This is a genomic window from Collinsella sp. HCP3S3_D1, assembly GCF_052064015.1.
GTDB lineage: Bacteria > Actinomycetota > Coriobacteriia > Coriobacteriales > Coriobacteriaceae > Collinsella.
Genome location: NZ_JBQHWK010000003.1, coordinates 12319 through 26304 on the forward strand (window position 1 = coordinate 12319; position 13986 = coordinate 26304).

The 13986-nt window shown below is 60.8% G+C and carries 11 protein-coding genes and 3 tRNA genes; 10 read left to right on the forward strand and 4 right to left on the reverse strand.

Annotation, left to right across the window (positions count from 1 at the left end):
• Positions 1–11 precede the first annotated feature (11 nt).
• The 4 genes from sufB to sufU are packed head-to-tail and all read left to right on the forward strand — an operon-like array spanning position 12 to position 4552.
• Complete coding sequence (sufB, locus tag ACTNDJ_RS01355) at positions 12–1424, forward strand: Fe-S cluster assembly protein SufB (protein WP_427794570.1); 1413 nt, start codon at positions 12–14, stop codon at positions 1422–1424.
• Positions 1424–2803: a SufB/SufD family protein gene (locus ACTNDJ_RS01360; RefSeq protein WP_441083207.1), complete on the forward strand. Its 1380-nt coding sequence runs from the start codon at positions 1424–1426 to the stop codon at positions 2801–2803. The genes sufB and ACTNDJ_RS01360 overlap by 1 nt, the downstream gene beginning before the upstream one ends.
• On the forward strand, positions 2800–4125 hold the full coding sequence (locus ACTNDJ_RS01365; RefSeq protein WP_441083208.1) for an aminotransferase class V-fold PLP-dependent enzyme: 1326 nt from the start codon (positions 2800–2802) through the stop codon (positions 4123–4125). The genes ACTNDJ_RS01360 and ACTNDJ_RS01365 overlap by 4 nt, the downstream gene beginning before the upstream one ends.
• Positions 4118–4552, forward strand: coding sequence for a Fe-S cluster assembly sulfur transfer protein SufU (gene sufU, locus ACTNDJ_RS01370; RefSeq protein WP_427718807.1), 435 nt, complete (start codon positions 4118–4120; stop codon positions 4550–4552). The genes ACTNDJ_RS01365 and sufU overlap by 8 nt, the downstream gene beginning before the upstream one ends.
• A gap of 633 nt (positions 4553–5185) precedes the next feature.
• Here sufU and ACTNDJ_RS01375 read toward each other — a convergent pair.
• A complete protein-coding gene (locus ACTNDJ_RS01375) occupies positions 5186–5998 on the reverse strand; it encodes a transposase (protein ID WP_441044702.1) in 813 nt (270 codons plus the stop codon).
• A gap of 403 nt (positions 5999–6401) precedes the next feature.
• Between ACTNDJ_RS01375 and ACTNDJ_RS01380 the strand changes: the two genes are divergently transcribed.
• The 4 genes from ACTNDJ_RS01380 (at position 6402) to dinD (ending at position 11030) form a co-directional block, all read left to right on the forward strand.
• Positions 6402–7136, forward strand: a complete 735-nt coding sequence (locus ACTNDJ_RS01380; protein ID WP_006235554.1) for an iron-sulfur cluster assembly scaffold protein — start codon at positions 6402–6404, stop codon at positions 7134–7136.
• An 18-nt stretch (positions 7137–7154) separates the two neighbouring features.
• Positions 7155–8159, forward strand: a complete 1005-nt coding sequence (locus ACTNDJ_RS01385) for a GGGtGRT protein (protein WP_154518278.1) — start codon at positions 7155–7157, stop codon at positions 8157–8159.
• A 256-nt stretch (positions 8160–8415) separates the two neighbouring features.
• The gene (locus ACTNDJ_RS01390) at positions 8416–9942 is read left to right on the forward strand and encodes an FAD-dependent oxidoreductase (protein ID WP_441063074.1); all 1527 of its coding nucleotides are present in this window, start codon (positions 8416–8418) and stop codon (positions 9940–9942) included.
• A 161-nt stretch (positions 9943–10103) separates the two neighbouring features.
• Entirely contained in the window at positions 10104–11030 is a 927-nt protein-coding gene (gene dinD / locus ACTNDJ_RS01395) for a DNA damage-inducible protein D (protein ID WP_441063073.1), read from the forward strand.
• Positions 11031–11223: 193 nt separating this feature from the next.
• Here dinD and ACTNDJ_RS01400 read toward each other — a convergent pair.
• The 3 genes from ACTNDJ_RS01400 to ACTNDJ_RS01410 form a co-directional block, all read right to left on the reverse strand.
• Positions 11224–11299, reverse strand: a tRNA-Lys gene (locus ACTNDJ_RS01400).
• 43 nt (positions 11300–11342) lie between these two features.
• Positions 11343–11418, reverse strand: a tRNA-Lys gene (locus tag ACTNDJ_RS01405).
• A gap of 22 nt (positions 11419–11440) precedes the next feature.
• Positions 11441–11517, reverse strand: a tRNA-His gene (locus ACTNDJ_RS01410).
• Positions 11518–11682: 165 nt separating this feature from the next.
• On the opposite strand from ACTNDJ_RS01410, the gene ACTNDJ_RS01415 reads away from it, so the two are divergent.
• Together ACTNDJ_RS01415 and ACTNDJ_RS01420 are read left to right on the forward strand one after the other, a co-directional pair.
• Positions 11683–12864 (forward strand): pyridoxal phosphate-dependent aminotransferase, encoded by a 1182-nt coding sequence (locus ACTNDJ_RS01415; protein WP_441063072.1) that lies wholly within the window; start codon positions 11683–11685, stop codon positions 12862–12864.
• A gap of 140 nt (positions 12865–13004) precedes the next feature.
• Entirely contained in the window at positions 13005–13895 is an 891-nt protein-coding gene (locus ACTNDJ_RS01420) for an ROK family protein (RefSeq protein WP_441063071.1), read from the forward strand.
• Positions 13896–13986 lie beyond the last annotated feature (91 nt).

The following is a 13986-nucleotide window of genomic DNA, read 5'->3' on the forward strand; positions in this document are numbered from 1 at the left end:
GGGGCGACGCAATGACCAAGAACCGCACCGAGGTCGCGGACATCGACCGCAGCCTCTACGACTTCACCTATGGCGAGGAGGGATTCGAGCGCCTCGACGCCGGCATCACGCCCGACATCGTGCGCGAGATCAGCGCCAAGAAGGACGAGCCGCAGTGGATGCTCGACCTGCGCTTAAAATCCCTCGAGATTTTCAACCGTTTTCCCGACCCAACGTGGGGCCCCTCCATCGAGGGCCTGGACATGGACAACATCGTCACCTACGTCAAACCCAACACCGACCAAAAGCACGACTGGGAGTCGGTGCCCGACGACATCAAGAACACCTTTGAGCGCCTGGGCATCCCCGAGGCCGAGCGCAGCTACCTGGCGGGCGTCGGCGCGCAGTACGACTCCGAGCTCGTCTACCACAACATGCAGGACACCGCGTCCAAGATGGGCATCGTCTACTCCGGTATCGAGGAGGCCCTGCACGACCCGCGGTGGGAGCCGCTCATCCACGAGAAGTTTATGACGCTCATCCCGCCCACCGACCACAAGTTTGCGGCCCTGCACGGCGCCGTGTGGTCGGGCGGCTCGTTTGTCTACGTGCCCAAGGGCACCAAGCTCGATTTTCCGCTGCAGAGCTACTTCCGCCTCAACGCCAAGGGCGCCGGCCAGTTTGAGCACACGCTCATCATCGTCGAGGACGACGCCGACCTGCACTTTATCGAGGGTTGCTCCGCGCCCAAGTACAACGTGGCCAACCTCCACGCCGGCGCTGTGGAGCTCTTTGTGGGCAAGCGTGCGCACCTGCGCTATTCGACCATCGAGAACTGGTCCAAGAACATGTACAACCTCAACACCAAGCGTGCGCGCGTGGACGAGGACGGCGACATCGAGTGGATCAGCGGCTCCTTCGGCAGCCATGTGGGCTACCTCTACCCCATGAGCGTGCTCAACGGCCGCCGCGCCCGCTCGAGCTTTACCGGCATCACCTTTGCCGGCGCCGGCCAGAACCTCGATACCGGCTGCAAAGTCGTACTCAACGCGCCCGAGACCTCGGCGACCGTCGAGACCAAGGGCATCTCCAAGAGCGGCGGCATCCAGACCTTCCGCAGCTCCATCGTGGCCACGCCTAAGGCCGAGGGTTCCAAGGCAACCGTGAGCTGCCAGTCGCTCATGCTCGACGACCAAAGCCGCTCCGACACCATCCCCGCCATGGACATCCGCGCCAAGAACGTCGACATCGGCCACGAGGCCACCATCGGCCGCATCGGCGACGACAAGGTGTTCTACCTGATGAGCCGCGGCATCTCGGAGGAAGAGGCCCGCACCATGATCGTCAACGGCTTTGCCAACCCGGTCTCCAAGGAGCTGCCGCTTGAGTACGCCGTCGAGATGAACAACCTGATCAAGCTCGAGATGGAAGGAGCGATCGGATAATGAAACAGACCACGAACACGCCGAACGCATTTACGTCATCCGAGCTTCTGCAGTGCGACGTATCGGGAGCGACGAGCCCGACGACGCGTACTAAAGGTACGCGAGGAGGGTCGGAGCCCCGAGACGGCGTGCTGCAGGAGATCGGGGGCGTCAACGCGATGCCGGCCGCCACATGGGGCTGGCTCAAGATGAACCAGACCAAGCTCGAGCTTTCGGACGAACTTGCCGCCGCTCCCGCCGAGGCCGTTGAGGTCGAAGGCCTGGACGAGCAGATCCATGGCGCGGCCGACGCCTTCGACGCCGCCATGGAGGCCATGGCCGAGCGCTTCCCCGAGCGCCGCGCCTCTGCCCCCGGCGACGCCGCCGACCGCGCCCGCATCACGCCCGAGACCGAGCTCGACGTGCCTGCCACCTCTGTCTACCAGGCCGGCGCTATCAAGCTCGAGGAGGAGCTCTCCCCCGCCGAGGCCTTCGAGACCGGCATGGGCGAGGCCGCCTACACCTATCTGGCCGACCACGCCACTAAGCGCATCGTTATCGATGTGCCCGCATACGGCCGTGCCACGGTTACCGTGCGCGTGAGTGGCGTCGACGCCGCCGCTGCCATCGCCGCCATCGATGTCGTTGTCCGTCCGCAGGCAACGCTCGACCTGCAGATCGCTCTGGACTCCCCCGTTGCCGGCGAAGGCGTCGTGGGCTCCGTGCTGCGGGTGTGTGCTCACGAGTACGCAACCGTCAACGTGACCTGCACGCAGACGCTCGACGACAGCTGGATCGCGCTCGACGACACCGGCCTGTTCCTGGACGAGGGCGCGCGCGTCAACGTGCAGCACACCGTACTGGGTGCCGGTGCCAGCGCCACCGGCCTTGCCGGCGACCTGCTGGGCGATACCGCCAAGGTGACGATTGACACCGATTACCTGGGTGCTCGCGAACAAGTGCGCGACTTTAACTACGAGCTGCGCCACCGCGGCCGCAAGACCGAGTGCGAGATCGATGCCAACGGCGTGCTGACCGGCACGTCCAAGAAGGTCTACCGCGGCACCATCGACCTCGTGCACGGCTGCAAGGGTGCCGTCGGCACCGAGCGCGAGACGGTGCTCTTGGCCAACAAGGGCGTCGACAACAAGACCGTTCCCGTCATCCTCTGCGACGAGGACGACGTCGCCGGCAACCACGGCGCCACCATCGGCCACGTCCGCGACGAGCAGCTGTTCTACCTCGCCTGCCGCGGCCTTGACCAAAATGCCGCCGAGGACCTGTTCATCCGTGCCAAGCTGGAGGACGCCGCACTTTCCGCGACCGACGAGCGCACCCGCGCCGCCGTCGTCCGCCTGGGCAACAACCTGATCGATAACTTTGAAGAGGAGCTCGCATGATCGACACCGAGCACGTTAAATGCGATACCTGTACTGCCCCCGAGCCCATGGAATTCGACGCCAGCGATGAGGCCTCGCGCGGCTGGCCTACCGTCGACATCGAGACCAATCCCTACAAGGCGCAGTTCCCGCTGTTCCAGCAGCACCCCGAGATCGCCTTCCTCGATAGCGCCGCCACCGCGCAGCGCCCCGCCTGCGTGCTCGACGCCGAGCGTGACTTCTACCAGCGTATGAACGCCAACCCCCTGCGCGGCCTGTACTCGCTGTCCGTCGAGGCCACCGAGGCCATCGCGAAGGTGCGCCAGCAGATCGCCGACCTCATCGGCGCCTCCCAGGCTAATGAGATCGTCTTCACCCGCAACACGAGCGAGTCGCTCAACCTGGTCGCCAAGAGCTTTGCGCCCACGGTGCTGGAGCCCGGCGACGAGGTCGTCATCACCATCATGGAGCACCACTCCAACCTGATTCCGTGGCAGCAGGTCTGCCGCGAGACCGGCGCCAAGCTCGTCTACCTCTACCCCACCAAGACCGGTCAGCTCACGACCGAGGAGGTTCTATCCAAGGTGGGCCCCAAGACCAAGATCTTGGCCGTGGGTCAGATCTCTAACGTGCTGGGCGTCGAGAACCCGGTCAAGAATCTCGGCAAGCTCGTGCACAAGTACGGCGGCTATCTGGTCGTCGACGGCGCGCAGTCGCTGCCGCACATGCCGGTCGATGTGGCCGATCTGGGAGCCGACTTCTTTGCCTTTAGCGCGCACAAGGCCATGGGCCCCATGGGCATCGGCGTGCTGTGGGGCAAGATGGATTTGCTCAACGCCATGCCGCCCATGCTTACCGGTGGCGAGATGATCGATTCGGTCACCGAGCAGGACGCCGCCTGGGCGCCCGTCCCCGAGAAGTTCGAGGCCGGCACGCAGGACGCCGCCGGTATCTTCGCCACGGGCGCGGCGCTTGATTACCTGGTCAATACGGTGGGCTACGAAAACATCCAGGCACGAGAGCAGGCACTCGTCCACTACCTGATGGGCGAGCTCATGCAGCTCGACTTTGTCCAGATCATCGGCTCCATCTATTGGGACAACCACCACGGGGTCGTCAGCTTTAACGTCAAGGGCATCCACCCTCACGACGTCGCAAGCATCATGGACATGGACGGCGTCTGCATCCGTGCCGGTCACCACTGCGCGCAGCCGCTGCTCACCTGGCTGGGGGTCGAGAACCTTGCCTGCTGCCGCGCCAGCGTGGCCTTCTACAACGACAAGGCCGATATCGATAAGTTCATCGCCGGCCTGCATCACGTTTGGAGCACGTTCAATGGGTAATCTGTACACCTCCACCACGTTTATGGAGCACAACTCGCACCCCGACTACAAGTACGAGATGGATGCCCCCACGCACGAGCACGACGGCATCAACCCCAGCTGCGGCGATGAGCTCACCCTGCAGCTGCGTGTCGAGAACGATGTGATCGAGGAGGCCTCGTTTACCGGGCACGGCTGCGCCATCAGCCAGGCCAGCGCCGACATCATGGCCGACCTCATCACGGGCGAAACGGTCGAGGAGGCTCGTCGTCTGGCAGGGCTTTTCCTCGCCATGATCCGTGGCGAGGAGCTCTCCGAGGAAGACTTGGAAGACCTAGACGAGGCCGCTCAGCTCCAGGACATCTCACACATGCCCGCCCGCGTCAAATGCGCCGAGCTCGCCTGGCGCACCCTCGACGGCATGCTCGAGGGTCAGGCTAACCAGTAACGGATGCCCCGAATCCAAGGTTTTTGATTGCCGAGCCGCCCGATACGGGCGGCTCGGCTTTTTCATAACGAGCGCACGCGCAGCCACGCTTCCGGCGCCCAATCTGTCATTTATCGCACGGCCAACCGCAAGCACAAGCGTTTTTCACAGTACCAAAGGCTTGCCACAGGGCCACGGGGCACGCCGAGCAAAGCGCCAGGCACCGTCCTACTAGGCTCCGGCTCGCCTCCTGCCTGCCGCAGACGGGTCCCCTAGGGTGCGGCGTGCATTTTTGCGAGTTTTCAGCACGCAAAGCTATGTGCATACAAATCACGAGCATAAATTAGCGCCTTCGGGCGCGTATATATTGCGTTTTAGAACAGGCATTACGGTCTACGGGGACGCAAACGCGTGCTTCGGGGCGTATTGGCAGACAAATAATTGTCTCGGGGCCCGCAAGTTGCAAGGTTATAGTAGTTCCGACAGCACTACGATGCTGAAAACTCCGCTTTTTGCACGGCGTGGACGGGGGTAGGCACGGGCAAAACCGGACTGAGCTATTGTTTTATGCAAGACGGCAATCATTCTATGCATATTTAGAAGTGTAGTTAACGTCCAAGCATTTAGAATGATGGTCCCAGTGGGCAGACAGCCCTATCCCAGGCTGTCATCAGTCCGCACCGCCGTTCGAGCACGGGCGCGCACAATACGAGAAGCGGTGCTTTTGCTTATCCCCGTATACCGCTCAATTTGGCGCACCGTAAAACCAGCATCGTGCAAGCCAAGAATAACGATATTGCGCTGCGCCGGCGGCGCCGCTTTAACCCTCTGGAGCGCAACCCCGAATCCCTTCGCCAACTCATCGGCAAAGACGCGCCGCTCCAACTCCATCTCTACCAAATCGCGCATCGCCGGATCGCCGCCGTCGGGCGTCGAAAGCGAATAGGCAATAAAGGCTTTGGCAGAACCAAAAAGCTCAAGCACGCAAGAAGGATCGGAAAATCCCCTCGTAGCATCTGCCTCGTCACCGTCGTAAACGCGCAGATGCTCCGCAAAGCTGCTCCAGGGATAACGCTCAATTAGGTTGATGCCCGCATCCTGCGGATCGGCGTGAACGGAGCGAACAGCCTCCATCACCTGCCGGTCGGTATCGAGCGAACAGCGCTCAAAACGTTCCCGGAACAGGCAGCCCGATCGCCCGGTACGCTTATTGAACCGACGAGCATACGTCAACAGCAGGCGTTGCATGGCTGCACTCATGTTGTCCTCATAATCCAGAAGTACCAGATCCACATGGTCGCCCATGAGGCACCACGCCACAATCGTTACCTGGGCATCGCGGCAGCAGTCGCGCATCAGCTCCAAAAACTCCCACCGGTCCTCGTCGCTCTCAAAGATCAGCTGACTGCCCATACCGCGGGCACAGACATGGTAAAAACCGGTGATCGTTTTCCAAACACGCTGCATGGCGCTCCCTTCGCCGGGACCTGCTTACCATCCAATACATCACGATTGAAACGTGCCATCAAAACATTCACGCAAAATGGCACCCGTCGACGGTAAAAGGCGGCAAACCGACGGCGAATGGCATCATAACCACAGGCTAGACACCGCAACAAGGGCAAGAACTAACCAATAACTTGACCAGAACTGACCCCCTATAACGTATCGCATAACCGCAACCAAGCTTGTTAAATCGTTTCAATTGAAAGTTCCGCGCTTCTCGTTACGAAAACTGCGCCGTTCGCCGAATATTCCGTGCATTTCGCGGTATTATAGGGGCTGCATGTCATGTCCCTTTCGAAGGGTCGCCCGGCAATCACCAGCCACGACCTCCAGACGGGACGCCAATACGATAGAGAGGAGAGGCATGCAGTACTCACAGGAAGTGGAGAACATGTGCCCCGTTGCCAAGGGTGCATACCACGGCCCCGCACCCATCCCCGAGGAGGGCAAGTGGGTCCAGGCTAAGGAGATTTCCGACATCTCCGGTCTTACGCACGGTGTGGGTTGGTGCGCACCTCAGCAGGGCGCCTGCAAGCTCACGCTGAACGTCAAGGACGGCATCATCGAGGAGGCCCTCGTTGAGACCATCGGCTGCTCGGGCATGACCCACTCTGCTGCCATGGCTTCCGAGATCCTTCCCGGCAAGACCATCCTCGAGGCCCTCAACACCGACCTCGTCTGCGACGCCATCAACGTTGCTATGCGCGAGATCTTCCTGCAGATCGTTTACGGCCGCAGCCAGACCGCGTTCTCCGAGGGCGGCCTGCCCGTGGGCGCCTCCCTCGACGACCTCGGCAAGGGCCTTCGCTCTCAGGTCGGCACCATGTTCGGCACCAAGGCCAAGGGCGCTCGTTACCTCGAGCTCGCTCAGGGCTACGTCACCCGCATGGCTCTCAACGACAAGAACGAGATCATCGCGTTCGAGTTCCTGAACCTCGGCAAGTTCACCGACGCCGTCAAGGCCGGCAAGACCCCCGAGGAGGCCATCGCTGGCGCCATGGGCCACTATGGTCAGTGGGAGAACGCTGCCAAGTACATCGACCCGCGCACCGACGAGGAGACTCACTCCGTCGCCAGCGTGTTCCCGGTTCACGAGTAGAAAGGGAGGGAAATAACTATGACTGTTACGTTCGAAGGTTACGAGCGCCGCGCTGACAAGATCAACAAGTGCCTCGCCGACAACGGCATCGCCTCCCTCGAGGAAGCTCTGCAGATCTGCACCGACAAGGGCTTCAACCCGCGTGAGATCGTCAACAACACCCAGTCCATCGCCTTCCAGAACGCCGAGTGGGCCTACACCCTCGGCTGCGCTCTCGCTGTCAAGCGTGGCGCCAAGAACGCTTCTGAGGCTGCCGCCATCATCGGCGAGGGCATCCAGGCCTTCACCGTTCCCGGCTCCGTCGCCGAGGACCGCAAGGTCGGTCTGGGCCACGGCAACCTGGGCGCTATGCTGCTCTCCGACGACACCGAGTGCTTCGCCTTCCTGGCCGGCCACGAGTCCTTCGCTGCCGCTGAGGGCGCTATCGGCCTGGCTCTGAACGCCAACAAGGCTCGTAAGAAGCCGCTGCGCGTTATCCTCAACGGTCTGGGCAAGGACGCCGCCCAGATCATCGCCCGCATCAACGGCTTCACCTACGTGAAGACCCAGTTCGACTACTACACGGGCGAGCTCAAGGTCGTCGAGACCATCCCCTACTCCGATGGTCCCCGTGCTGCCGTTAACTGCTACGGCTCCGACGACGTCCGTGAGGGCGTTGCCATCATGTGGCACGAGAACGTCGACATCTCGATCACCGGCAACTCCACCAACCCCACGCGCTTCCAGCACCCCGTCGCTGGCACCTACAAGAAGGAGCGCATCGAGGCTGGCAAGAAGTACTTCTCCGTCGCCTCTGGTGGCGGCACTGGCCGTACCCTGCACCCGGACAACATGGGCGCCGGCCCTGCCTCTTACGGCATGACCGACACCATGGGCCGTATGCACTCCGACGCCCAGTTCGCTGGTTCCTCCTCCGTGCCTGCGCACGTCGACATGATGGGTCTCATCGGCATGGGCAACAACCCCATGGTCGGTGCCACCGTCGCCTGTGCTGTCGCCGTCGAGGAGGCCCTCAAGGCCTAATCGCGCCCGCGCGATGCTCATATAGTTGAGCTTTGGAGCCGCTATCCACCCGGGTAGCGGCTCTTTTTGTTTGCACTGCCGCAGGGTTGCTAATGCCGATATATCAGTTGGGACGAAATACGAGATGTGATGAGATGGAGCGTCAGAGCGTCCATAACGCCCATCTGCCATATTTGCCCTTTACCGATTTACCGAGTCTTTTCGGCATCATTGCCGATCACCCATGCGAAAATGCGCCGGACGAGAAAGGAATCCGATGGAATCGACTGATGTACTGGTAATAGGATCTGGCATTGCGGGCCTTTGTGCTGCCATAGAAGCGGCGCGCGCGGGAGCGACTGTTGCCGTCGCAAGCGCCGGCAAGACCATGAGCGGATCGAGCTTTTTCCCGGGCACCTGGGGCCTAGGTCTCATCGGTCCCGTTAACGAAGACGACGAACAGGATCTCATCGACACCATCCAAGCCGTCGGCGGCGGTGTCGCCGACCCTACGCTCGTCCAGACGTTCGTCCACGGTATTCCCCAGGCCATCCAATGGCTCGAGCAGGATCTAGGTGTTGAGCTCCAGCGTCCGCAAAGCGCCGAGAGCGCCCAGCAAAAGCAATTTATCCCCTGCTTTGACCATAAGACACGCATATGGCGCGGCCTCACCCGCAAGCCCCTTGAGGACGCGTGTACGGCCCAGATCAAGTCTCTCGGCATTCACCTGCTCCCCCGCCACGAGCTAATCGACCTTGTTGAGGACACGACCGGAAAGATTATCGGCGCCGTACTCTACGACCGCACAAACGGGCATCTCGTGCCTATGGCAGCCAAGGCCACCGTCATCGCAGCCGGTGGCACGGGTGGCCTGTTCGAGCGAAGCCTCACTTCCGCCGACGTGCTCAGCTCCTCGCAGTCCATCGCGCTGGCACACGGCGCAACGCTCACTAATATAGAGTTCATGCAGATGATGCCGGGCTTCATCGAGCCCAAGCGCAACCTTGTCTTTAACGAGAAGACCTGGCGCTACGTACATGTAGACCAGCCGGTCGATATCGCCGACGACAAGCTGGACGATCTACTTGAGCAACGCTCCGGATATGGTCCCTTCACCTCGCGCTTGGCCTCCCGCGCCATCGATCTTGCCATCGATCAAGCGGGTACCGAAGGTCTGGCGCTCCACTACGATTTCCCCCGCGAGGACGTCCCGGAGTTTGTGCAGACCTTTGCCACCTGGCTACAAGACGAGCACGGCATCGCGCCGACCGACGAGATGCGTGTGGCGATGTATGCCCACGCCGCCAATGGCGGCATCAAAATCGACAAGACCGCATACACGGGCGTTGAGGGCCTCTATGCCTGCGGCGAGGCGACAGGCGGCATGCACGGGGCCGATCGCATTGGTGGCCTGTCAAGCGCCAACGGCATCGTGTTTGGGCGCATCGCGGGCGCCTCGGCAGCCCAAGCAGCACAGAATGCACCTGAGGTGGCCCCAAAGGCGGATGTCGCGCTCCCCCAGCATGGCATTGCCACAACAGACGCCGAGCGCCTGACCCGCGGCCTTAAGCACACGATGAGTACCTATTGCATGATCAACCGCACCGAAGGGGGCCTATCCAAGGCACTACACGAGCTTGAGGGCTTGAAGACGGAGGCAACGACCTTGAGCACACAGAAAGCCCAGGACAGCGAAATCGCTGCCCTCGCCCGCCTGCAATCGCAGATTCAACTAGCACAGGAAATGGCCAAAGCCATGCGCAAACGGACCGAAAGCCTCGGATCGCACTATCGAGCGGACTAAACTGGACACCCATCTAAAGCAGAACACAACTAATCGATATCTATGGGCCCCGTGAGCTCGAGGTGGCACGGGGTCCATTCGTGTCCGCACGGCAGCGTATCCTTATTCTGAATACAGAGCAGGCAAAGCCCGCACAGACAATAGACCAGCGGGGAGGAGATATGGACAGTCGTGATATCGAGAAGTGGCGTGTCAAACTTGATAGCTACGTCAATGTGGAAGACGGCGTTGAGTATTGGCTCGCACGCGATTTAATGGAACCCATGGGGTACACTCGATGGGAGAACTTCGCCGAAGTTGTTAAGAGGGCAAAAGTCTCGTGCGAAACAAACAAAACTCCAGTTGATTCCCATTTTCGTGATACCACGAAAATGGTAACAGCCGGTGTCGCCGCTCGCGCGGTTAAAGACTACAAACTTACTCGCTATGCATGCTATTTAATCGCACAGAACGGAGATTCAAACAAGCCAGAGATCGCGCTCGCCCAGGCATACTTTGCCGTGCAGACGCGCCGCCAAGAGCTCATAGAACAGCGCTTCGCAGAGATTCAGCGCTTGCAGGCGCGCCACTCGCTATCCGATTCAGAGAAACAGCTCTCGGGTATTGCGTTCAAACGCGGCGTGGACTCCAAAGGATTCGCGATCATCAAGTCGAAGGGCGATGAAGCGTTATTCGGCGGCAGAAGCACGGCGGAAATGAAGCAGCAGCTCGGCGTACCCAAGAGCGCGGCATTGGCGGACAGATTAGCCGATGTCCTCATCAAAGCAAAGGACCTTACGAACTCGATGACGGCCTTCAACGCCGAGGAACACGACCTGTACGGTCTGGACCAGATCAAGGAAGAGCACGTCGAGAACAACACAAGCGTGCGTGGTAGCCTCATCGACCGTGGAATTGTCCCCGAGAATCTACCGCCTGCCGAGGATACAAAGAAGCTCGAACGTCGCGTGAAAGCAGACGAGAAAAACTCAAGGAGGGCACAGACGGATTCACCGACCCCCAGGGCAGGCTCGACTTGTAAAGCGTCTGCGCCCTTTCGGGTTCGACCCCATGCAAGGTCAACAAAAAAGACGGCCAACTTTCGCTGACCGTCTTAACATGCTTTGGTGGGCCGTCAGGGGGTCAGCCTGCTGCGCAGGCGGCCGCTGCGGCGCTTCGCGCCTTGCGCGCTGCGCTGGCAAACGCTTACGCGTTTCCTCAGCTCCGCGCCCTTTCGGGTTCGACCCCATGCGAGGTCAACAAAAAAGACGGCCAACTTTCGCTGACCGTCTTAACATGCTTTGGTGGGCCGTCAGGGGGTCGAACCCTGGACCTTGGGATTAAGAGTCCCCTGCTCTACCAACTGAGCTAACGACCCAAAGCTAAAGTCCGTAGTAGCGGACTTTAGAGGAGATATCGTGTGGTGGGCCGTCAGGGGGTCGAACCCTGGACCTTGGGATTAAGAGTCCCCTGCTCTACCAACTGAGCTAACGACCCGATATCAACACGAAGCAAGAACTGGGGTGGGTAAAGGGACTCGAACCCTCGACCTACGGGACCACAACCCGTCGCTCTAGCCAACTGAGCTACACCCACCGTGTCCTGTGCGCTTCGCGCTCGACTATTATTGCAAGGAACGCCACGCGACGCAAGCCCCAATTTTCAAGAATTTTGAAAAGAGTTTTTCGGATCCATTTCGAGCAAATCCCACCGGTTCCATAGGAGTAAACTTGCCCCACCCCGATGTTCGAAAGGACAAGTATGAAAGAACTCTCCAATCGCACGGCAACGTTTACCGATTCGGTCATCCGCCGCATGACGCGCATCTCCAATAAGTACGACGCCGTCAACCTCTCGCAGGGCTTCCCCGACTTTGATCCCCCGGCGCAGCTGCTCAAGAGCCTGAGCACCATCGCCAGCGACCCCAAGCCGCTCTACCATCAGTACTCCATCACCTGGGGCTCCCAGGCCATGCGCGAGGCGCTTGCCGCCAAGCAGGAGCACTTTATGGGCATGCCGATCAACCCCAATGAGAACATCGTGATCACCTGCGGCTCCACCGAGGCAATGATGGCCGCCATGATGACGGTCACCAACCCCGGCGACAAAGTCGTCATCTTCTCGCCGTTCTACGAGAACTACGGCGCCGACACCATCCTCTCGGGTGCCGAGCCCATCTACGTGCCGCTCAACCCGCCCGCTTTCGACTTTGACCGTGAGGTACTCGAGGCTGCCTTCCGCGACAACGACCCCAAGGCCATCGTCCTGTGCAACCCTTCCAACCCCTGCGGCAAGGTCTTTACGCGCGAGGAGCTCACCTTTATCGCCGACCTGTGCAAAAAGTACGACGCGTACTGCATCACCGACGAAGTCTACGAGCACATCGTCTATGCGCCCCACGAGCACGTCTATATGGCCACGTTGCCTGGCATGTTCGAGCGCACTATCAGCTGCAGCTCGCTGTCCAAGACGTACTCCATCACCGGCTGGCGTCTGGGTTACACCATCGCCCCGGCCCAGATTACCGAGCGTATCAAGAAGGTCCACGACTTCCTCACCGTGGGTGCCGCCGCTCCCCTGCAGGAGGCCGTCGTCACCGCGCTCAACTTCGACGACAGCTATTACCAGGAGGTTCTCGACCTCTATACCGCCAAGCGCGATCTGTTCTGTCAGGGGCTCGATAGCATTGGTCTTGAGCATAACGTGCCGCAGGGCGCCTACTACGTCATGATGGACATCTCTGAGTTTGGCTATGACAGCGACCTCGACTTCTGCGAGGACCTCGCGTCTAAGGTGGGCGTGGGCGCCGTGCCCGGCTCGAGCTTCTTCCGTGAGCCCGTCAACCATCTGATTCGCCTCCACTTTGCCAAGCGAGACGAGACGCTTAACGCGGCACTGGAGAACCTCAAGTCGCTACGCGATAAAATCAAGCCGCGCGGGTAAGGACGGCCCGGCAACTAAAGCACCCAAAGAAGCCCCGCACCGCACGCGCGTTGTGGGGCTTCTTTTTATAGCGCTTTCTTAATTTGTTTAAAGCGCTATACTTTAGTCACCGAACAACTCATCCCAGGGGGAGGAATACTATGGCAGAGCAGCAGCTTATCGGAGCGCTCGAGGCCGGCGGCACCAAGATGGTCTGTGCCACGGGCTATGCAGACGGTACGGTTCTGGAGCGTGAGCAGATCGCAACCACGACCCCGCAGGAGACCGTTGAGGCCGTCAACGCATGGTTTGCAAACAAGGGCATCGCCGCGCTGGGCATCGGCGCCTTTGGCCCCACCGCAGTCAACCCTGCCTCGCCCCAATACGGCAAGATCTTGGAGACGCCCAAGACGGCATGGCGCTACTTTGACCTGCTGGGCACCATCCAAAACGAGCTCAATATTCCCTGTGGCTACGACACCGACGTCAACGTCGCCTGCCTGGGCGAGGTCACCTTTGGCTGCGCCCAGGGCCTCACCGACGTGGCGTATCTGACCATCGGCACCGGTGTGGGCGCCGGCGTGCTCTCGGGCGGCCAGCTCGTACACGGCATGATGCATCCCGAGGCAGGGCACATCCTGGTCACGCGCGATCCGCGCGACACCATCGGCGAGCACAGCGGCTGCCCCTTCCACGACAACTGCCTCGAGGGCCTCATCGCAGGCCCCGGCATTAAAAAGCGCTGGGATGGCAAAAGCGCCGGAGACATGGCCGATGACCCGGAGGCCATGGACCTGCTCGCAGGCTACCTGGCACAGGCGCTCATGACCTACACGCTGTGCTATGCGCCGCAAAAGATCATCATCGGCGGCGGCGTGGCCGACCACACCCCCATCGTGCCGCTCGCCCGCAAAAAGTGCGCCGAGATGCTCAACGACTATATCGTCACGCCCGAGGTCAACAACATCGATACCTACATTGTCAACAACAGCCTCGATGGTAAGCAGGGCATCATGGGCTGTCTGGCCCTTGGCGCACAGGCGCTCCAGTAAAGGGTGCACCAACGACACACGGTATTACCGGGCCCGTATAACGCGCAGACAACGCTATCGCGCCCTGCAGGGCCCCCAAACGCACAAGGCC

What these genes read in the sequence shown, in the direction of transcription:
- sufB (WP_427794570.1), top strand. Translation starts at nt 12, where the DNA reads ATGACCAAGAACCGCACCGAGGTCGCGGACATCGACCGCAGCCTCTAC.
- ACTNDJ_RS01360 (WP_441083207.1), top strand. Translation starts at nt 1,424, where the DNA reads ATGAAACAGACCACGAACACGCCGAACGCATTTACGTCATCCGAGCTT.
- ACTNDJ_RS01365 (WP_441083208.1), top strand. Translation starts at nt 2,800, where the DNA reads ATGATCGACACCGAGCACGTTAAATGCGATACCTGTACTGCCCCCGAG.
- sufU (WP_427718807.1), top strand. Translation starts at nt 4,118, where the DNA reads ATGGGTAATCTGTACACCTCCACCACGTTTATGGAGCACAACTCGCAC.
- ACTNDJ_RS01375 (WP_441044702.1), bottom strand. Translation starts at nt 5,998, where the DNA reads ATGCAGCGTGTTTGGAAAACGATCACCGGTTTTTACCATGTCTGTGCC.
- ACTNDJ_RS01380 (WP_006235554.1), top strand. Translation starts at nt 6,402, where the DNA reads ATGCAGTACTCACAGGAAGTGGAGAACATGTGCCCCGTTGCCAAGGGT.
- ACTNDJ_RS01385 (WP_154518278.1), top strand. Translation starts at nt 7,155, where the DNA reads ATGACTGTTACGTTCGAAGGTTACGAGCGCCGCGCTGACAAGATCAAC.
- ACTNDJ_RS01390 (WP_441063074.1), top strand. Translation starts at nt 8,416, where the DNA reads ATGGAATCGACTGATGTACTGGTAATAGGATCTGGCATTGCGGGCCTT.
- dinD (WP_441063073.1), top strand. Translation starts at nt 10,104, where the DNA reads ATGGACAGTCGTGATATCGAGAAGTGGCGTGTCAAACTTGATAGCTAC.
- ACTNDJ_RS01415 (WP_441063072.1), top strand. Translation starts at nt 11,683, where the DNA reads ATGAAAGAACTCTCCAATCGCACGGCAACGTTTACCGATTCGGTCATC.
- ACTNDJ_RS01420 (WP_441063071.1), top strand. Translation starts at nt 13,005, where the DNA reads ATGGCAGAGCAGCAGCTTATCGGAGCGCTCGAGGCCGGCGGCACCAAG.